The organism is Burkholderia sp. BCC0506 (assembly GCF_902833145.1).
GTDB lineage: Bacteria > Pseudomonadota > Gammaproteobacteria > Burkholderiales > Burkholderiaceae > Burkholderia.
The window spans coordinates 290,680-309,720 of sequence record NZ_CADFEN010000003.1 but is presented as its reverse complement, the minus strand read 5'-3'; the positions used below and the strand labels follow the sequence as shown (position 1 = coordinate 309,720).

At 70.0% G+C, this 19,041-nt stretch carries 20 protein-coding genes; 15 read left to right on the top strand and 5 right to left on the bottom strand.

Features of this window, described 5'->3' with window-relative positions:
* Nucleotides 1-106 precede the first annotated feature (106 nt).
* The 9 genes from mdcA to HWX62_RS08675 all read left to right on the top strand — a co-directional run bounded on the left by mdcA (nt 107) and on the right by HWX62_RS08675 (nt 7,561).
* Nucleotides 107-1,753, top strand: a complete 1,647-nt coding sequence (mdcA, locus tag HWX62_RS08715) for a malonate decarboxylase subunit alpha (protein WP_175929510.1) — start codon at nt 107-109, stop codon at nt 1,751-1,753.
* A gap of 10 nt (nt 1,754-1,763) precedes the next feature.
* Entirely contained in the window at nt 1,764-2,081 is a 318-nt protein-coding gene (gene mdcC, locus HWX62_RS08710) for a malonate decarboxylase acyl carrier protein (protein WP_175929509.1), read from the top strand.
* A complete protein-coding gene (locus HWX62_RS08705) occupies nt 2,078-3,010 on the top strand; it encodes a biotin-independent malonate decarboxylase subunit beta (RefSeq protein ID WP_175929508.1) in 933 nt (310 codons plus the stop codon). Before mdcC ends, HWX62_RS08705 begins: the two co-directional genes overlap by 4 nt.
* A complete protein-coding gene (mdcE, locus tag HWX62_RS08700) occupies nt 2,997-3,704 on the top strand; it encodes a biotin-independent malonate decarboxylase subunit gamma (protein ID WP_175929507.1) in 708 nt (235 codons plus the stop codon). The genes HWX62_RS08705 and mdcE overlap by 14 nt, the downstream gene beginning before the upstream one ends.
* The gene (gene mdcG / locus HWX62_RS08695; RefSeq protein ID WP_175929506.1) at nt 3,691-4,359 is read left to right on the top strand and encodes a malonate decarboxylase holo-[acyl-carrier-protein] synthase; all 669 of its coding nucleotides are present in this window, start codon (nt 3,691-3,693) and stop codon (nt 4,357-4,359) included. Before mdcE ends, mdcG begins: the two co-directional genes overlap by 14 nt.
* A complete protein-coding gene (mdcB, locus tag HWX62_RS08690; RefSeq protein ID WP_175929505.1) occupies nt 4,356-5,222 on the top strand; it encodes a triphosphoribosyl-dephospho-CoA synthase MdcB in 867 nt (288 codons plus the stop codon). Before mdcG ends, mdcB begins: the two co-directional genes overlap by 4 nt.
* On the top strand, nt 5,219-6,163 hold the full coding sequence (gene mdcH, locus HWX62_RS08685) for a malonate decarboxylase subunit epsilon (RefSeq protein ID WP_175929504.1): 945 nt from the start codon (nt 5,219-5,221) through the stop codon (nt 6,161-6,163). The genes mdcB and mdcH overlap by 4 nt, the downstream gene beginning before the upstream one ends.
* Nucleotides 6,164-6,266: 103 nt before the next feature.
* Nucleotides 6,267-6,788, top strand: a complete 522-nt coding sequence (locus HWX62_RS08680; protein ID WP_175929503.1) for a phospholipase D-like domain-containing protein — start codon at nt 6,267-6,269, stop codon at nt 6,786-6,788.
* A gap of 125 nt (nt 6,789-6,913) precedes the next feature.
* Nucleotides 6,914-7,561 carry a phosphoribosyltransferase family protein gene (locus tag HWX62_RS08675; protein ID WP_175929502.1) on the top strand — a complete coding sequence of 216 codons (648 nt, stop codon included), beginning with the start codon at nt 6,914-6,916 and terminating at the stop codon, nt 7,559-7,561.
* A 7-nt stretch (nt 7,562-7,568) separates the two neighbouring features.
* On the opposite strand, the gene HWX62_RS08670 is transcribed toward HWX62_RS08675, so the two are convergent.
* Nucleotides 7,569-8,792 carry a polyhydroxyalkanoate depolymerase gene (locus tag HWX62_RS08670; RefSeq protein WP_175929501.1) on the bottom strand — a complete coding sequence of 408 codons (1,224 nt, stop codon included), beginning with the start codon at nt 8,790-8,792 and terminating at the stop codon, nt 7,569-7,571.
* A gap of 172 nt (nt 8,793-8,964) precedes the next feature.
* Here HWX62_RS08670 and HWX62_RS08665 point away from each other — a divergent pair, with 172 nt between their 5' ends.
* The gene (locus HWX62_RS08665) at nt 8,965-9,594 is read left to right on the top strand and encodes a glutathione S-transferase (protein ID WP_175929500.1); all 630 of its coding nucleotides are present in this window, start codon (nt 8,965-8,967) and stop codon (nt 9,592-9,594) included.
* Nucleotides 9,595-10,064: 470 nt separating this feature from the next.
* Nucleotides 10,065-10,262, top strand: coding sequence for a hypothetical protein (locus HWX62_RS08660; RefSeq protein ID WP_244136001.1), 198 nt, complete (start codon nt 10,065-10,067; stop codon nt 10,260-10,262).
* A 109-nt stretch (nt 10,263-10,371) separates the two neighbouring features.
* On the opposite strand, the gene proP is transcribed toward HWX62_RS08660, so the two are convergent.
* Nucleotides 10,372-11,862 carry a glycine betaine/L-proline transporter ProP gene (gene proP, locus HWX62_RS08655; RefSeq protein ID WP_175929498.1) on the bottom strand — a complete coding sequence of 497 codons (1,491 nt, stop codon included), beginning with the start codon at nt 11,860-11,862 and terminating at the stop codon, nt 10,372-10,374.
* Nucleotides 11,863-12,399: 537 nt separating this feature from the next.
* Here proP and HWX62_RS08650 point away from each other — a divergent pair.
* The gene (locus tag HWX62_RS08650; protein ID WP_011545077.1) at nt 12,400-12,732 is read left to right on the top strand and encodes a YnfA family protein; all 333 of its coding nucleotides are present in this window, start codon (nt 12,400-12,402) and stop codon (nt 12,730-12,732) included.
* Nucleotides 12,733-12,759: 27 nt separating this feature from the next.
* On the opposite strand, the gene dnaQ is transcribed toward HWX62_RS08650, so the two are convergent.
* Genes dnaQ through HWX62_RS08635 form a run of 3 tightly spaced genes read right to left on the bottom strand, consistent with a single transcriptional unit; the run spans nt 12,760 to nt 14,772 of the window.
* Nucleotides 12,760-13,494, bottom strand: a complete 735-nt coding sequence (gene dnaQ / locus HWX62_RS08645; RefSeq protein WP_175929497.1) for a DNA polymerase III subunit epsilon — start codon at nt 13,492-13,494, stop codon at nt 12,760-12,762.
* A gap of 19 nt (nt 13,495-13,513) precedes the next feature.
* A complete protein-coding gene (rnhA, locus tag HWX62_RS08640; RefSeq protein WP_175929496.1) occupies nt 13,514-13,963 on the bottom strand; it encodes a ribonuclease HI in 450 nt (149 codons plus the stop codon).
* Nucleotides 13,960-14,772 (bottom strand): class I SAM-dependent methyltransferase, encoded by an 813-nt coding sequence (locus HWX62_RS08635; protein ID WP_175929495.1) that lies wholly within the window; start codon nt 14,770-14,772, stop codon nt 13,960-13,962. Before HWX62_RS08635 ends, rnhA begins: the two co-directional genes overlap by 4 nt.
* An 18-nt stretch (nt 14,773-14,790) precedes the next feature.
* Here HWX62_RS08635 and gloB point away from each other — a divergent pair, with 18 nt between their 5' ends.
* The 3 genes from gloB (at nt 14,791) to HWX62_RS08620 (ending at nt 18,698) form a co-directional block, all read left to right on the top strand.
* Nucleotides 14,791-15,597 (top strand): hydroxyacylglutathione hydrolase, encoded by an 807-nt coding sequence (gene gloB, locus HWX62_RS08630; RefSeq protein WP_175929494.1) that lies wholly within the window; start codon nt 14,791-14,793, stop codon nt 15,595-15,597.
* Nucleotides 15,598-15,748: 151 nt separating this feature from the next.
* On the top strand, nt 15,749-17,326 hold the full coding sequence (locus HWX62_RS08625) for a transglycosylase SLT domain-containing protein (protein WP_175929493.1): 1,578 nt from the start codon (nt 15,749-15,751) through the stop codon (nt 17,324-17,326).
* A gap of 154 nt (nt 17,327-17,480) precedes the next feature.
* The gene (locus HWX62_RS08620) at nt 17,481-18,698 is read left to right on the top strand and encodes an MFS transporter (protein WP_175929492.1); all 1,218 of its coding nucleotides are present in this window, start codon (nt 17,481-17,483) and stop codon (nt 18,696-18,698) included.
* Nucleotides 18,699-19,041 lie beyond the last annotated feature (343 nt).

Below are 19,041 nucleotides of genomic sequence, written 5' to 3'. Positions count from 1 at the left end.
GGCCGCATCCATCGCGGCGTCCTCTGAGTCGCATTCGGCAACATCATCAATCGACGGCGGCGCCAGGCTTAGAATGCCGCTGAACCCTCGAAGCGGAGAACTGTTCATGACGGGATGGAATCACGCGCGGCAGGCGCGCGATGCACGCCTCGCGGCCGGCGCGGTTTATGCGCACGGCAAGCGGGTCGATGCGCGCGACACCGTCGCGTTGCTCGAAGCGGTGCTGCGGCCGGGCGACCGCGTATGCCTCGAAGGCGACAACCAGAAGCAGGCCGACCTGCTCGCGACGGCGCTTGCCGACGTCGACAGCGCGAAGGTCCACGACCTGCACATGGTGCAGTCCGGCGTCGTGCTGCCCGAGCATCTCGACGTGTTCGAGCGCGGCATCGCGAAGCGTCTCGATTTCGCGTATTCGGGCCCGCAGTCGCAGCGCATCGCGAAGCTGCTGTTCGGCGGCAAGATCGCGCTCGGCGCGGTGCATACCTATCTCGAACTGTTCGCCCGCTACTTCATCGACCTCACGCCGCAGGTCGCGCTGATCGCGGCCGTGAGCGCCGACGCCGACGGCAACCTGTACACGGGCCCCAACACCGAGGACACGCCGACCGTCGTCGAAGCCACCGCGTTCAAGGACGGCATCGTGATCGCGCAGGTCGACCGCATCGTCGACAAGGTGCCGCGCGTCGACATCCCGGGCGATCGCGTGCATTTCGTCGTCGAGGCCGGCCGGCCGTTCTACGTCGAGCCGCTGTTCACGCGCGATCCGGCCGCGATCACCGAAACGCAGATCCTCACCGCGATGCTCGCGATCAAGGGCCTCTACGAGCCGTACGGGATCAGGCGCCTGAATCACGGGATCGGCTTCAACACGGCCGCGATCGAGCTGCTGCTGCCGACCTACGGCGCGAAGCTCGGGCTGAAGGGCAAGGTCTGCACGCACTGGGCGCTCAATCCGCATCCGACGCTGATTCCCGCGATCGAATCGGGCTGGGTCGAGCAGATCCACTGCTTCGGCTCCGAGGTCGGGATGGACGACTACATCCGCGCGCGCTCCGACGTGTGGTTCACGGGCCCCGACGGGTCGCTGCGCTCGAACCGCGCGTTCTGCCAGACGGCCGGTCTTTACGCGTGCGACATGTTCATCGGCTCGACGCTGCAGATCGACCTGTCCGGCCATTCGTCGACGGTCACGGCCGAGCGCATCGCCGGCTTCGGCGGCGCGCCGAACATGGGCAGCGACGCGCGCGGCCGGCGCCATCCGAGCGAGCCGTGGCTGAAGGCCGGCGCGGAAGCCGACCCGGACACGCCGGCGGCGCTGCGGCGCGGCCGCAAGCTGGTCGTGCAGATCGGCGAGACGTTCGGCGACAAGAACGTGCCGATGTTCGTCGAGAAGCTCGATGCGCTGAAGCTCGCCGACAAGCTGCAGCTCGATCTCGCGCCGATCATGGTCTATGGCGACGACGTCACGCACATCGTCACCGAGGAAGGGATCGCGAACCTGCTGATGTGCCGCGACAAGGACGAACGCGAGCACGCGATTCGCGGCGTCGCCGGTTATACGGACGTCGGCCGCGGCCGCGACCGCAAGATGGTCGAGCGGCTGCGCGCGCGCGGCGTGATCCGCCGCCCGGAGGATCTCGGCATCGATCCGCTCGACGCCGACCGCCGCTGGCTCGCCGCGCGCTCGATCAAGGATCTCGTGCACTGGTCGGGCGGGCTCTATGCGCCGCCGGCGCGGTTCCGCAACTGGTGAGGAAGAGGGCATGGAACAGTTGAACTATCGCTTCACCGCGCGCGAACGCGCGAAAGGCGAGCAGGCCGCGGCGCTCGTCGGCGTGGTCGCGTCCGGCAATCTCGAGGTGCTGGTCGAGCGTGTGCTGCCGGGCAACGAATGCGAGATCGACATCCGCACCGCCGCCGTCGGCTTCGGCGCGGTCTGGCAGGCGGTCGTGACGGATTTCGTCGAACGGCGCACGCCGGGCGGCCTGAAGCTGTCGATCAACGACGGCGGCGCGCGCCCGGACATGGTGTCGCTGCGGCTCGCGCAGGCCGTGCGCGCGATCGAGGGGGATGCACGATGAGCGACGTGATCCACGACGCGCCGGCGTTCGTCGCGAACGCGGCGAGCTGGTACGAAGCGTCGGCGCGACAGCGCATCGACGGGCTGCTCGACGCGGGCAGTTTCAGCGAATTCCTCGGGCCGGCCGAGCGCGTGACGAGCCCGCACCTGCCGCTGTTCGATCTGCCGCAGCAGTTTGACGACGGGATGGTGGTCGGCCACGGCCGGCTCGATGGCAAGCCGGTGTTCGTCGCCGCGCAGGAAGGTCGCTTCATGGGCGGCGCGTTCGGCGAAGTGCACGGCGCGAAGCTCACCGGGCTGCTGCGCGCCGCGCGCGAGCTCGGCAAGCCGGTGCTGATCCTGTTCGATACGGGCGGCGTGCGGCTGCAGGAAGCGAACGCCGGCGAGCTCGCGATCGCCGAGATCATGCGCGCGCTCGTCGACGCGCGTGCGGCCGGCGTGCCGGTGATCGGGCTGATCGGCGGGCGCGCGGGCTGCTATGGCGGCGGCGGGCTGCTCGCCGCGTGCTGTTCGGCGCTCGCGGTGTCGGAGCAGGGCCGCATCAGCGTGTCGGGCCCCGAAGTGATCGAGACCAATCGCGGCGTCGAGGAATTCGATTCGAAGGATCGCGCGCTGATCTGGCGCACGATGGGCGGCAAGCACCGGCGGCTGATCGGCGGCGCGGACCGCTACGTGGCCGATACGCCCGACGCGTTTCGCGCGGCCGCGCTCGATTTGATCGGCCGCGCGCCCAGGTTCGATGCAGCGATGCTGCGCGCCGAACAGGCACGCCTCGAGGCGCGCGTCGAACGCTTCGGCGCATGCAAGGACGCGCTCGACGTGTGGCGTGCGCTCGGCGCGAGCGAACCGGAAGCGATTCCCGGCATGCCCGACGACGAATTCGCGAAGCTCGCCGATCAACTGCAGGAGCCGCAGCATGACGCTCGATGAAGTACTGACCTCGCTGTTCCCGAAAGGCCACGCGATCGCGCGAACCGGCGGCCTGCTGACGGGCCATGCGGAACTGGCCGGCACGCGCGTCGACGTGATCGGCGTGACCGACCGCTTGCCGTTCGGCATCGACGAGGCGCTGACGCTCGCGTCGCGCGTGCTCGACACGGTCGCGCGCGGCGGCGACACGCCGATCCTCGTGCTGGTCGACAGCGACAGCCAGCGGATGAGCAAGCGCGACGAACTGCTCGGCCTGAACGAAGGGCTGTCGCATCTCGCGAAGTGCCTGATGCACGCGGATCTCGCCGGACACCGGACGATCGGCGTGCTGTACGGCCACACGGCCGCCGGCGCGTTCATCGCGACCGCGCTCGCGACGCGCACGCTGCTCGCGGTGCCGGGCGCCGAGCCGGAGGTGATGGACCTGCCGTCGATGTCGCGCGTGACCAAGCTGCCGATCGACGTGCTCAAGGAGATGGCGCGCGCGACGCCGGTATTCGCGCCGGGGCTCGACAACCTCGTGAAGATGGGCGCCGTCGATGCCGTGCTCGATCCGTCCCGCGCGCTCGACGCGCAGGTCGGCGAATGGCTCGGCAGGCCGGCCGAGCGCATCGACGGGCGCGCGGCGCGCGGCCGGCCGGTCGCGACCGACGTCGCCGCCCGCGTCGAGGCACTCGCGCGTGCCGCACGCTGACACACCGCTGCGCCGCCACACGCTCGTCACGCTGACGGCGGCCGGGTGGCGCGCGGCATTCGCCCGCAACCCCGCGCTCGCGAGCGATCCGCCGGTATGCGCATGGGCCGAACGCGGCTGGCCGCTGATCGTGCGTCGCGCGTCGCCGGACGAAGCCGAGGCCGGCCGCGTGCCGCTCGGCCTGCCGCTGCCGCCGTCGGCAGGCAAGCGGCGCATCGCGCTGAACGTGGCCGCCGATGCGCTCGCGACGATCGTCCCGCTGCCGACAGTGACGGACGTGCTCGCCGCCGCGCCCGCGGCTTGGCATGCTCCGCTGCGCGAGCTCGACGCGCTCGGCGCGCGCTGCGGCGTGCCGGGGCGCGTGTTCGGCAGCCTCGCCTGGCAGGCGCTGACGGGTGAGCCGTATCTGAGCACATCGTCCGATCTCGACATCGTGTTTCCGCTACCGGCGCCCGCATCGCTCGCGCCGCTGCTCGACGGTCTCGCGGCGACCGACGCGCGCGCGCCGATGCGCATCGACGGCGAACTGCTGCGCGGCGACGGCGCGGGCGTCAACTGGCGCGAGCTGCACGCGCGCTTGCCCGAAGTCGCGGTGAAGACCGCGATGGCCGTCGAACTGATGCGCGCCGACGCATTCACCGGAGGCGCGCGATGAACGCACGGTCGGCCTGCCGCGTCGCGCGGCCGTCGGATGCCGAGCGCATCGCCGCGCTGGCCGAACGCAGCCTCGTGCTCGAGATCGACACCTATCCGAAGCCGGGCCTCGTCAGTCACGTCGATACCGGCAGCCACACGGACATGGATGCGGCGACGTTCGCGCGCAGCGCCGCCGTGCTGCGGCCGTACTTCGCGGAACTCGCCGAGGCGGGCGCGCGCGACGCCGACATGGCCGTGCTGCGCAAGATCGGCCTGCGCGCCGAGCACGCGATGCTTGCGGCGACCGGCGGCGTCAATACGCATCGCGGCGCGATCTTCGGGCTCGGGCTGTTGTGCGCGGCCGCCGGCCGGCGCGATGTGCCGGGTGCGATGCCGGCCGGCATGACGCTCGGCGCGTTCGTCGCGCGCCGCTGGGGCGTCGACATCCTCGGCGGCCCGCGTTTGCCGGACAGCCACGGCGAGCGCGCCAGCCGCCGTTACGGTGTCGGCGGGGCGCGTCGCGAGGCGGCCGACGGCTTTCCGACCGTGTACGCGATCGGCTTGCCCGCGCTGCGCCGCGCACGGCGCGACCTGCCGGACGATCCGGAAGCCGCGCGCGTCGCCGCGTGCTTCGCGCTGATCGCCGCGCTCGACGACACGAATCTGCTGCACCGGGGCGGGCAGGCCGGCCTCGATTTCGCCCGCGCGACCGCCCGCGCGTTCGTCGCGCGCGGCGGCGTGCGGGCGCCCGACTGGCGGCTGCGCGCGGCGGCCGCACATCGTGCGTTCGTCGCGCGCCGGCTGAGCCCCGGCGGGGCGGCCGATCTGCTCGCGATGAGCGTGTTCGTCGATGCGCTCGAAACCGACGGGCACGCACGATGACGCTGGCCATCCTGTGCTCGGGGCAAGGCGCGCAGCGCGCCGACATGTTCGACCTGACCGGTGCGGCGCCGCAGGCCGACGCACTGTTCGCGCATGCGGGCCGGCTGCTCGGCGGCGATCCGCGCACCTGGGTTCGCGAGGCCGGGCCCGACGCGCTGCGGGAAAACCGTGCCGCGCAGATCCTCTGCACGGTGCAGGCGCTCGCCGCGGCGGCGCTGCTCGACGCGGTGTGGCCGCGCCGGCGCTGCGTCGCCGGCTACAGCGTCGGCGAGGTCGGCTCGTGGAGCGTCGCGGGGATGATCGACCCGCACGACGCGCTCGACCTGGCCGATGCGCGTGCGCGCGCGATGGATGCCGCGAGCAACGGCGACGAGCGGATGGTGTTCGTGCGCGGCTTGACGCGCACGCAATTGGCGCAGCTGTGCGACGGTCGCGACGCGGCCATCGCGATCGCGAACCCCGGCGATGCATTCGTGGTCGCGGGGCGGCATGCCGATGTCGATGCGGTGGCCGACGACGCGGCGCGCACCGGCGCGTTGCGCGTCGCGCCCGTCTGCGTGCGGATCGCGTCGCACACGCGCCGGCTGGCGGCGGCCGTGCCGGCATTCCGCGCGGCGCTGGCCGCGACGCGCGTGCGCCGGCCGCTGCCCGGCACGCGGCTGTTCTCGGGGATCGACGGCGCGTCGGTGCTCGATGTCGACACGGGCCTCGACAAGCTCGCGCGGCAGATCGCGGAACCGGTCGAGTGGGCGGCGTGTCTGGCCGCGTGCGTGGAGGCCGGCGCGACCGCGTTTCTCGAACTCGGCCCCGGGCGCGCGCTGGCCGAGATGGCCGCTGGCGCGTACCCGGCGCTGCCGGCGCGCAGCCTCGCGGATTTCCGTTCCGTCGACGGCGTGACGGGCTGGCTCGCGCGCGTCGCGGCCGGCCGATCGACGGGTTGAAACCGGCTGAAACACAGCCGTCGGACACCCGTTTCGTGCTGTGTGTTGCGCCGGCGCAGCAGCGTCGCGGCCGCCCCTTGTCACGCACATTGGCGTCGCTACAATGGCGCCCGCCATGAGACCAGCCGCCTTCCTGCTCGCCGCGTTCTGCTGCGCGACGAGCGTCCACGCCAGCCAGATTCCGTCCGACGCCGCGTCGGTCGGCACGTACTTTTCGTATGACAACGCGGCGGCCGACGCGACCGTCGATCTGATCGAACAGGCGCAGCGTCGCGTGCTGCTGGCCGGCTACACGCAAGTGCCGCCGGCTGTCGCGAGCGCGTTGCGCGCGGCCCGCGCACGGGGGATCGAGGTACGCGTCGTGCTGGTGCGTCCGCCGCGCGCGGGGAAGTACAGCGGCGCCGGCTATCTGAAATCCGCGGGCATCGACGTCGCGATCGATTCGCGACACGGCGGTCCCGCGTCACGTTTCGCGATCGTCGACGACAGCGTCGCGTTGACGACGCTGTCCGACGGCGCGGCCGAGCGGGCCGACACGGTGAACGTGTTCCGGCGCGCGCCCGAACTCGCGCAGTCGTACGCGCAGTCGTTCTGGCGGCTGTACCGGCAGGCCAGCGGCCTCTGACCCTTTCCTGCGGCGCATCGCGCGCCGGTATGACCCTGCTTGCATCGGCGCGACCGATGAACCATCCTCGTTGACAGGCGTCGGCGCGGCTGTCGCGGATCCGGCGCAACGGCAGGGAGCCGATCGTGACCGAAAGCAGTTTTGCCGATCGCGCCGATGCCGGCCGCCAGTTGGCCGACGCGTTGCGCGAATACGCGGGGCGTAGCGATGTGGTCGTGCTCGCGTTGCCGCGCGGCGGCGTGCCCGTCGCGTATCCGGTCGCGTGCGCGCTGCGCGCGCCGCTCGACGTGCTGGTCGTGCGCAAGCTCGGCGTGCCGTTCGATCCCGAGTTCGCGATGGGCGCGATCGCGACGGGCGGCGCGACGCATCTGCGACGTTCGGTGATTCGCGCGATGGATGTATCGGATGCGCAGCTCGCCGACGTGATCGCGCGCGAGACGGCCGAACTGCATCGTCGCGAGGCGCTGTATCGCGGCGCGGCGCCGCCGGTGGCGGTGGACGGCCGTATCGCGATCGTCGTCGACGACGGTGTCGCGACCGGCGCATCGATGCGCGTCGCGCTGCAGGCGCTGCGCGAGCGCCGCCCGGCGCGTATCGTCGCGGCGGTGCCCGTCGCGCCGGCGGGCGCGGCGCAGGCGTTCGACGGCCTGGCCGACGCGTTCGTCACGGTGTCGCAGCCGCTGCGGTTCTTCGGGATCAGCCAGTTCTACGCGCGCTTCGCGCAGACGAGCGACGATGAAGTCCGCGCGCTGCTCGACGCGGCGCGCCCCTGACGCGGCATCACGTCCGCCGCGCTCGGCGCGGGCGCGAGCCCGGTCGGCGGGCTTCCGCCAGTGCGAACACGCGCTGCAGCGCCGGATGGACGTTGCCGTGCCAGCGCGGCCCCGTAAACAGCCCGTAGTGATCGCAATCGTCGATGTCGACGCGATGGCGCTCGTCGGCCGAGAGGCCGCTGCACAGGCCGAGCGCCGCATGCGTCTGGCCGGCGCCCGTGACCGCGTCGCGGGCGCCTTCGACGGTCAGCAGCGCGACGTCGCGCAGCGCGGCCGGTTCGACGCGCCGGCCGCGCACGCGCCACGCGCCGGTCGCGAGCAGCATGCGCTGGAACACGACGTCGATCGTGTCGAGAAAATAGTCGGCCGGCATGTCGAGCAGCGCGGTGTATTCGCGCAGCGCCCGCCGGGCGTCGGCGAGCCCGGTCATGTCGAAGCGGGAAGCGGCCAGCGCGTAGGTCTCGATCAGCGTCAGGAAGCGTTGCGGATACAGGAGCGCGATCTCGCCCTGTTGCAGATAGGTCGGAAACACGCGGCGGCCGTGCCCCGCGAAGCCGGGCGGCACGATGTCGATCAGGTGGCGCCGGCACCAGTCGAGCGAATGGGCCGCGGCCGCGGCGCCGAGCGCGCTCGGGTTCAGCCGCGCGTCGAGCGGGCCGCCGATCAGCGTGATGCTCGCGGGCGGCGCGAGCCCGCGTGCCGCCCGCAGCGCGAGTGCGCCGAGCGCCGGCACGGTCGCCTGGCACACGGCAACGACGTGCAAGGGCCGATCGTCGCGCTGGAGGGTGCCGACGAAGCCGTCGAGCATCGCGACGTACTCGTCGAGTCCGAAACGGCCGGCCGCGAGCGGCACGTCGCGCGCGTTGCGCCAGTCGGTCACGCAGACGTCGCCATCGGCGAGCAGCGTTTCGGCGGTTTCTCGCATCATCACGGCCGCGTGCCCGACGAGCGGCGCGCACAGCAGCACGGTGCGGCGCGCGTCGTCGTGCGCGAAGCGCCGCAAGTCGCAAAACGCCGTGTGCGCGACGATCTGCTCGCTGACGGCGGGCCACGCGAGGTCGAAGCCCGGCGGCGCGGCCGCCGGCCCGAGCAGCGGTTCGAACAGGTCGTCGTAGCACGACGACGCGGCATGCGGCAGCGACGCCGCGGGCCATGCATCGAACGCGTACCGCGTCGCCGCGCGCCATGCGCGCATCCATTCCCGCTGCTGTTCGACGACGGCGTACCACATGGCGGACCCTGGGGCGGAAGGAGCGTGAACCTCCATTATGGTCACAGCAGCCGGACAGCGGGAGCCCGGCGTGCGGGCGGATGATGCGTATCGCATGCACGGGCGCGCCAGGCGATGCCGCGCGACGCTGCTACAGTCGTCGGTCCCATTCCCTCGAAGCGGAGCGTTTGCGATGAAGCTGATCGGCATGCTGGATTCCCCGTTCGTGCGCCGCGTCGCCATTTCGGCGAAGCTGCTCGACCTGCCGTTCGGACACGAGTCGATCTCGGTGTTTCGTCATGTCGAGCGGTTCAGGGCGGTCAACCCGGTCGTCAAGGCGCCGACGCTCGTGACCGACGGCGGCGCGACGCTGATCGACTCGTCGCTGATCGTCGACTATCTCGATCACCTGGCCGTGCCGGAGCGGCGCCTGCTGCCCGATGCGGTCGATGCCCGGCTGCGCGCGCTGGTGCCGATCGGCTTCGCGCTGGCGGCCGCCGAGAAGACCGTCCAGGTCGTCTACGAGCAGGCGCTGCGGCCGTCGGACAAGCAGCACGAACCGTGGGTCGATCGCGTGCTGAACCAGCTCGAAGGCGCGTACGGCGCGCTGGAGCCGCTGGTCGCGGCCGCGAACGGCTGGTTCGGCGGCGCGCGGCTGCTGCAGTCGGACGTGACCGTCGCGGTGGCGTGGCGCTTCACGCAGTTCATGGCGGCCGATTATCCGGTGCTGGCGCGGATCGATCCGGCCCGTTATCCGGCGCTCGCCGCGCATTCCGCGCGGGCGGAAGCGTTGCCGGCCTTCGTCGACACGCCGCTCGTCTAGGGCCTGTTCACGCTAATAACGGGCTTGCGAACGTGCCTTTGCGCCCGCAGGGCAAGGAGAGAGGAGGCGCAATAGCCGTAGCTATTGCAACGACGAACGACGCCGCCATGCGGGCGCAAAGGCACGTTCCCCTGTTTGGAGAAAATCGTTCGTGGGGCTGACCGCCAGAAGGGCCGATCGCCGCGTCATGCTCCTCGCGAATACGTCGAGTATTCGCTTCGTCGCAATCCTTGCGCTCGGCCCTTCTGGCGGCCAGCGCAAGCCCGTTATTAGCGTGAACAGGCCCTAGGCTTCGAAGCGGGGCGCCGAGCGTCGCCACACCGCTGTCGGTCGCCGCCCGGCCTTGTCCGGCAAGCCGCAGCCGATTGTTCTCCGCGGCTGACAAGTGACTTCGCATTCGCGGTGTTTATCCGGAGGCGACCGATCCCTAGAATCCACTCCATCGAATCACGCATTGCCAGATGGAGCCGATGATGAAAGCCCTGATCGAATCGAGCCTGTACCACCCGTCCGTCGTGTTGCCGCTTGCCGCGCTGACGCAATTGATGGTCGAGCGCGATTTCAATCTCGGCCAGGTCGGGCTGATCGTCGCGGCGCGCGGTGCGCAGGCCGCCGTGTCGCGCTCGCGTGCGCTGATCTTCTGCCGTCACTGCGAAGCGCACGCATGAGGGCGCTCGTGCCGATTGAATGAAAAAAAGCCCGGCCGGCGCAAGCCGGTCGGGCGGATCGGTTTCGATCGGACCCCGGCTTCGGCCGGGTTTTTTCATTGCGCGGCGCTCACGCGCGGGCGGGTGTCGCGACGCCGTAGATTTCCGACGCGTCGTCGTCCTCGCGCAACTGGCGCGCGAGCTGGTGCGCCTCGCGGCGCGTCGCGACGGCCGGCGGCGAGCCTTTCAGCGGCTGGCGCGCCGTTTCGGCGAGCGCGACGACCGACACGATGCCGATCAACGCGGCGCCCATCATGTAGTACGCGGGCATCATCAGGTTGTGCGTCACGTCGACGAGCCATGCGGTGACGAGCGGCGTCGTGCCGCCGAACAGCGACACCGACACGTTGAAGCCGATCGCGAGCGCGCCGTAGCGGATCTCGGTCGGGAACAGCGCGGGCAGCGCCGACGGCATCACGCCGGTGAAGCACGACAGCAGCACGCCGAGGATCAGCAGGCCGCCGAACACCGACGCGGTGGTGCCCGCGTGGATCAGCATCAGCGACGGGATCGACAGCACCAGCAGCCCGACGCAGCCGGCGAGCATCACCGGCTTGCGGCCGATCTTGTCCGACAGGCGGCCGGCGTACAGCGTCATCGGCATCATCAGCACCATCACGAGCAGCACCAGCACGAGGCTGTGCGATTCGTCGAAGTGCAGCGTCGACGACATGAAGCTCGGCAGGTACGACAGCACCATGTAGTCGGTCACGTTGAAGATCAGCACGAGGCCGACGCACAGCAGCAGCGCACGCCAGTTGCGCAGCAGCGTCTCGCGAAAGCGCGCCTTCGGCACGGCCTTGTCCTGCGCTTCGCGCGCCTCGGCCTGGCGCTTGAACGCGGGCGTTTCCTCGAGCTTCATCCGGATGTAGAGACCGATCAGGCCGAGCGGGCCCGCGATCAGGAACGGCACGCGCCAGCCCCACGACAGCAGCGCTTCCTGCGACAGCGACGCGGTGAGCAACGCGACGACGCCCGCGCCCAGCACATAGCCGATCAGCGTGCCGAATTCGAGGAAGCTGCCCATGAAGCCGCGGCGCTTGTCGGTCGAGAACTCGGCGATGAAGGTGGCGGCGCCGCCGTATTCGCCGCCGGTCGAGAAGCCCTGCACGAGACGGGCGACGAGCAGCAGGATCGGGGCCATGATGCCGATCGACGCATAGCTCGGGATCAGGCCGATCGCGAAGGTGCCGACGGCCATCATGATCATCGTGGCGGCGAGCACGCGCTGGCGGCCGATGCGGTCGCCGAGCGGGCCGAACACCATGCCGCCGAGCGGGCGCACGAGGAACGCGGCCGCGAACGTGCCGAAGGTGGCGAGCAGCTGCGCGGACGGGCTGCTGGACGGGAAGAACACCTTGCCGAGCGTGACGGCGATATAGCTGTAGACGCCGAAGTCGAACCATTCCATCGCATTGCCGATGGCCATCGCGCTGACGGCGCGCTTGAGCAGGCTCTGGTCGACGACGGTGATGTCGTCCGCGGCGAGCGGGGCTTCGCCGGACGGCGAAGCGGGGGAAGAGACAGCGGTCGGGCTGACGTGTGTTGCGGTCAAGGTCATGCACTCCTTTGACAGCGCCGGAACGGGCGGGCCGTCCGACACGGTTTGCCGGCGAGCGCGGTGTCGTGTGCTGCGCGTCGGGGCAGGCCATCAAGCGCTTGCTGCACATCAGGCAGCAAAGGGCCAAGGGGCTGCTTCGACGCGGGCCCGAGGGGCCATCGCGACAGTGCGCTCATGAAGAATGGGCCGCGTGATGCAAGCGGCGGATGCCGGTGCGGACGAGGGGTCCGGCGTTCCGGCAACGCCCCGGAGGGGCAGCGAAACGAGAAAAGCGGGCCTGTCGGGCGGGCTTTCCTGTGGATGCAATTTCGATCGAGGCACCGGCCCGCGTCGTGCGGACGGGCTTCTCTCAAAATCGAAAAGACAGAGATTGAATGTTGAAACAGGCGACATGATAGCACGATGACTGACGATCGTGCAAATTGCCGGGAATCGCCCGTCCGGCGGGGATTCGGCGCGGCCCGCTCGGGTATGATCGGCGGCGCGCGGCGCGGCCGTGCCGGCCGCCGCCACGGGGCTGAATTCGCGAGGAACCGGATGACCGAACTGATGAGGATCGCGGCGCTGTTCGCCGCTACCGCGCTGGCCGAAATCGTCGGCTGCTACCTGCCGTGGCTCGTGCTGAAGGCCGGGCGCCCGGCGTGGCTGCTGGTGCCGGCCGCGCTGTCGCTCGCGCTGTTCGCGTGGTTGCTGACGCTGCATCCGAGCGCGGCGGGGCGCACGTATGCCGCGTACGGCGGCGTGTACATCGCGGTGGCGCTGATCTGGCTGCGGGTCGTGGACGGCGTCGCGCTGACCCGCTGGGACGTGGCCGGCGCGGTGCTCGCGCTCGGCGGGATGGCCGTCATCGCGCTGCAGCCGCGCGCATGAGCGCGGCCGCGACGCGGGCTGCGGGTATTACGCCGCTTCGGCGGTATCCGTCGCGGCGGCCTGGCGCCACACGCAGGTGCCCTTGACCGACTTGTCGAGCTCGTCGAGCTGAGCCTGATGCGCGGCGAGCTCGTCGTCGCTCGCGGCCACCACGGCCAGGTCGAGCGCGGCGAGCGACACGCGCTGGCCGTTCGAGCCGCTGCCGTCGGCGCCGGTGTCGTCGAGCATGTCGATCACGAGGCTGTCCTGGCCGCGCGTCATCGCGAGATACACCTCGGCGAGCAGCTCCGAGTCGAGCAGTGCGCCGTGCAGCGTGCGGTGCGCGTTGCTGATGCCGAAACGGTCGCACAGCGCGTCGAGCGAATTGCGCTTGCCCGGGAACATCTGCTTGGCCTGCACCAGCGTGTCGATCACGCCGCCGCAATGCTCGGTGAACGGCGGCAGGCCGAGCCGCGCGAATTCGGCGTCGAGAAAGCCCAGGTCGAACGGCGCGTTGTGGATGATCAGCTCGGCGTCCTTCACGAAGTCGAGGATCTGGTGGGCGATTTCGGCGAATTTCGGCTTGTCGCTCAGGAATTCGGTCGTGAGGCCGTGCACCGCCAGCGCGCCCGGATCGCTGTCGCGTTCGGGGTTCACGTAGAAGTGCAGGTTGTTGCCGGTGAGCCGCCGGTTCAGCAGCTCGACGCAGCCGATTTCGATGAGGCGGTCGCCCGTGCGGGCGTTCAGGCCGGTGGTTTCGGTATCGAGAATGATCTGGCGCATGTCGGGAAAAGCAAGAAAATCAGGAGAGGGTGGCCAGCGATTCGACGCCGCGGTTCGCGAGCGCGTCCGCGCGCTCGTTTTCGGGATGGCCCGCGTGGCCCTTGACCCAGCGCCACTCGATTTCGTGCTGCGCGACGAGCGCGTCGAGCCGCTTCCACAGGTCGGCGTTCTTCACGGGCGTCTTCGCCGCGGTGACCCAGCCTTTCTTCTTCCACCCGTGGATCCACTCGCTGATGCCTTTCTGCACGTATTGCGAGTCGGTATGCACGATCACGTGGCACGGGCGCTTCAGCGCTTCGAGCGCGGCGATCACGCCCATCAGCTCCATGCGGTTGTTGGTCGTGTTCGGCTCGCCGCCGAACAGTTCCTTTTCCTTGTCGCCGTAGCGCAGCAGTGCGCCCCAGCCGCCGGGGCCGGGGTTGCCCTTGCAGGCGCCGTCGGTATAGATGTCGATGGTATCGGTTGTCATGAACGTTCTTGATGGGTGGTCGGGGAGGCCGCCGGCGTCAGGCCCGGTGCGAGCACGGGCTTCTTCATCTTGATCGGGCCGACGAGGCGCATGCCGCGCACGCGCTTGACGGCCGTCACCATGTAGACGGCGCCGAAGATCGGCCACCAGCGGTCGCCGGCGGCTTCCATGAAGCCGTAGCGGGCCAGCCACTGATCGGTGGCGAGCGGCGGCCGGTAGCAGCCGAAGCGGCCGCGTTCGAGGTCGAAACCGAGCAGCTTGATCCAGTCCTTGAGCCGGATGAACGCGATCTGGTCGCGCGTGGCCGGCACGAACGGGCGGTTCGCCATGCGCCCGAACGTCTGCCGCATGCCCCACAGGCTGAGCGAGTTGAAGCCGGTGATCACGAGCTGGCCTTCCGGCATCAGCACGCGCTCGGCCTCGCGCAGCAGGCGGTGCGGGTCGGACGTGAATTCCAGCGTGTGCGGCATCACGATGAGATCGACGCTCTGCGACTCGAACGGCAGGTCGAGCAGGTCGCACCACGTCGTGCTGCGATCGGCGGGCGCATGCGGCGCCGCGTGCGGGTCGCGCGCCCACGGAAACTGATACGGCGCACTCGCGCCGCTCGCCGGGTCGAGCACCAGGCCGCGATACGGCATGCGGTTCTCGCGCAGCGCGTCGAGCTGCGGCAGGCCGAGCTGCAGCGCGTGGAATCCGAACACGTCGGACACGATCCGGTCGAGCTGCGCCTGTTCCCAGCCCAGCACGTAGCGGCCGGGCGGCGAGTCGGTCCAGGCGGGCCAGTCTATAATTTGACGGTCAGACATAACGATGATTGCGCGCCCATGAACGAGCTGGAATACGTGCCGGTTCCGGCATTCGAAGACAACTATATCTGGCTCGTCTCGGACGGCCGCGATGCGATCGCCGTCGACCCGGGTGAAGCCGCGCCCGTACGCCGGGTTCTTGCCGAACGAGGCTGGCGGTTGACCGCTATTTTACTCACGCACCACCACGCCGACCACGTCGGCGGTGTCGACGCGCTGCGCAATGGCCAACCGGCCGATGTTCCGCTCACTGTTTACGGCCCCGCGGCCGAGGCGATCGACGTCGTCACGCGGCCGCTTTCGGGCGGCGATCGCGTGACGCTCGACGCGCCGGCCGTCGCGTTCGACGTGCTCGACGTGCCGGGCCATACGCGCGGCCACATCGCGTATTTTCAAAAAGCGGGGCAGGGCAACGCGGTGCCGCACGTGTTCTGCGGCGACACGCTGTTCTCGTGCGGCTGCGGCCGGCTGTTCGAAGGCACGCCCGCGCAGATGCTCGCGTCGCTCGACGCGCTCGCGGCGCTGCCCGGCGACACGCGCGTGCATTGCGCGCACGAATACACGCTGTCGAACATCCGCTTCGCGCTCGCGTGCGAGCCGGACAATGCGGCGCTCGCCGCGTGGCGCGACGACGCGCAGGCGCTGCGTGCGCGCGGCGCGCCGACGCTGCCTACGACGATCGCGCACGAGCGCGCCGTCAACCCGTTCATGCGGGCCGACAGCGCGGCGATCCACGCGACGCTCGAGGCCGAGCTGCACGAAACGGTGACGGATCGCCTGGCGGCGTTCACGCTGATGCGCGAATGGAAAAACCGGTTCCGATGACGTTTTTCGGAGGACTCCAAAGCTCAAGCGGTGTCTGTAAAAATTGCTCCAAACATAGGATTTCGCTGAGTTTTCGGTGTTTTTATTGACGTGAAGCACGCACTTCCGTAGTATCGCCTGCAATTTCCAGCCGTCGGAAGCCGAGATTTTCATGCGACTTATATTGAGTGCGATGGTGGTGCTGCTACTCGCCGCGTGTGCGAGCCAGCCCCCTGTCGCCAACAACGCCGCCGATTCGCAGGCGACGTCCAACTACCTCCGTAAATCAGCCACCGCCAAAGAAACGGTCGACGTCGACAAGCAATCCGTCGGCGACCTGACCACCGCGGACTCCGATCTCTGGGCGCGCATCCGCCGCGGCTTCCAGATGCCCGACCTGCAGAGCGACCTCGTCGACATGCAGACGACCTGGTACACGCAGCGTCCCGATTACGTGCAGCGCATGACCGAGCGCTCGCAGAAGTACCTGTATCACATCGTCGAGGAGCTCGAGGCGCGACACATGCCGACCGAGCTTGCGCTGCTGCCGTTCATCGAGTCCGCGTACAACCCGCAGGCGCTGTCGGTCGCGAAGGCGGCCGGCATGTGGCAGTTCATGCCCGGCACCGGCCGCACGTACAACCTGAAGCGCAACATGTGGCAGGACGAGCGCCGCGACGTGCTCGCGTCGACGAGCGCCGCGCTCGACTACCTGTCCCGCCTGCACGACATGTTCGGCGACTGGTATCTGGCGCTCGCCGCGTACAACTGGGGCGAAGGCAACGTGCAGCGCGCGATCGCGCGCAACCAGGCGGCCGGCCTGCCGACCGACTACCAGAGCCTGCGGATGCCGAACGAGACGCGCAATTACGTGCCGAAGCTGCAGGCGGTGAAGAACATCATCGCGAGCCCGCAGCAGTATGGCCTGACGCTGCCGGATATCCCGAACCACCCGTATTTCGTGACGGTCACGACGTCGCGCGACATCGACGTGGCGGTGGCCGCGAAGCTCGCGAACCTGCCGCTCGACGAGTTCCGCTCGCTGAACCCGTCGTTCTCGAAGCCCGTGATCCTCGGCGCGACCGAGCCGCAGATCCTGCTGCCGTTCGACAACGCGTCCGCGTTCGAGAAGAACCTGAAAGCCTACAGCGGCCAGCTGTCGTCGTGGACCACCTATACGGTCAGCGAACGGGCGCGCCCGGCCGCGATCGCCGAGAAGATCGGCGTCGACGCCGATACGCTGATGTCGGTCAACAAGATCCCGGCCGGCATGCGCCTGAAGCCGGGCTCGACGATCGTCGTGCCGCGCGGCGATGACGACGACGAGGACATCAGCGCCGACGTCGCCGAAAACGGCGCGCTCGCGATGGAGCCGGATGTCCCCGATACGCGCAAGATGCTGATCCGCGTGCGCCGCAAGCAGTCGATGGCGGCGATCGCCGGCCGTTACGGCGTGTCGGTCGGCCAGTTGAAGGCGTGGAACCGTACGCACCGCGATCTCGCGATGCCGGGCCAGGCGCTCGTGCTGCACGTGCCGGTCGGCCGTGCGGTGCCGGCGGAACCCGGTCCGGAGCGGATCGCGACGTCCACGGGCGGTGCGCACATCGAGCGCGCGAGCCTCGCGGTGGGCGGCAAGTCGCACGGCGGCAAGCGCGGCGCCGCCAAGTCGTCGGCCCGGCCGGCGGCGAAGGCCGCGCCCGCGAAAGCCGCGCCGGCCAAGGCCGCTGCGCGCAAGGGCAAGAAGAAGTAGGCGCCGCCGCGCGCGATGTAGCGGCCGTCGGGCCCGCACGATTGCGCTATCATCCGACGAACGCGACGAAACGCCGTCACCGAGGTGACGGCGTTTTCATTTGTGCGCGACGCGGCGGGCTGCGTCGCGCGTGTTGATGTGACGAGGGGAAGCGATGTCGTCGGTGCAGGTGAGGGTGCTCGCGCTGTTCTCGGTCGGGTATTTCGTGTCGTATGTGTTTCGCGGCGTCAATCTGGGCTTCGCGCCGTTCGTCACGCACGAGCTCGGGCTGTCGGCCGCCGATCTCGGCCTGCTCACCAGCCTCTATTTTCTCGGCTTCGCGGGCGCGCAGATCCCGGCCGGCGTGATGCTCGACCACTTCGGCCCGCGCCGCGTGACGGCCGGCATGCTGCTGTTCGCGGCGGCCGGCGCGGCCGTGTTCGGCGCGGCGCACGGCATCGGCGCGATGATGGTCGGCCGCCTGTTGATCGGCGTCGGCGTATCGGTGTGCCTCGGCGCGGCGTTCAAGGCGCTCGCGCAGCATTTCCCGGTCGGCCGGCTGCCGCTCGTCAACGGGCTCGTGATGGCCGTGGGCGGCCTCGGCGGCGTGATGGTCGGCTCGCCGCTGACCTGGCTGCTCGGCTGGGCGAGCTGGCGCGCGATCTGTTTCGGCCTCGCGGTGCTGACGGTGGCCGTCGCGGCGTCGATCGGCTTCGGCGCGCCCGACGCGCCGCAGGCGCGCCACCAGGGCGGGCTCGTCAGCCAGTTCAAGGGCACGTGGCACATCCTGAGCAGTCGCGCATTCTGGAAGATTGCGTCGTTCTCCGTCGTCACGCAGGGCGTGTTCTATGCGATGCAGTCGCTGTGGGTCGGCCCGTATCTGCGCGATGTCGGCGGATTCGATGCGCCGCACGCCGCGCGCCTCGTGTCGGTGCTCGGTTTCGCGATGATGGCCGGCTGCGTCGGCTTCGGCGCGGCGGCGCGCGTGCTCGAGCGGCGCCACGTGTCGGTCTATGCAACCTGCGGCATCGGCATGGCGCTGTTCGTCGCGACGCAGCTCGCGATCGTCGCGCGCGTGCCGTTGCCGCCCGCCGTGCTGTGGGCCGCCTACGGGATGTTCGGCGGCGTGGGCATCCTGACCTACGCGGTGATGGCGGGGCACTTTCCCGCTCATCTGATCGGCCGCGCGAACACGACGCTCACGCTCGTGATCTTCCTGCTGATCTTCGCGTTCCAGATCGGCGTCGGCGCCGTGCTGTCGCACTGGCCGGCGGTCGACGGCCGTTATCCGGCCGCCGCGCACCTCGCCGCGTGGGGCGTGCTGCTCGCGCTGCAGCTCGCGAGTGCGGTCTGGTACGTGTGGCCCGCGCGCGGCGCTGGCCAAGCGCACTGATCCGGCGGTACGCTGGCGGGTAGGGCGGCCGCGAAAACGGGGCCGCAGCGCGTCGCGCCGTGCGGCAGAGCGCGGCGCGCATGCGATCGGACGGCCATATCAATTGAAGAGAGGGCCATTTTCAGGCTATAATTTGAAAGTTTGTGCTGATCAACCTCGCACCCTAGCGCCTACCTCATTCATCCCGTTCATCCGCCGCACGCCGCCTGTCGGGCGATGCCGCGAAGCCTCGTGCGCCACGCGCCGGGTTCGCGTCTCGACAATGCAGGCCGCGTCCAGCTAGCGACCGCGCGCGCCCACGCAGCGCGGCGCTCGCGCGGCAGGGTAAACAGGTCGGCAGCAG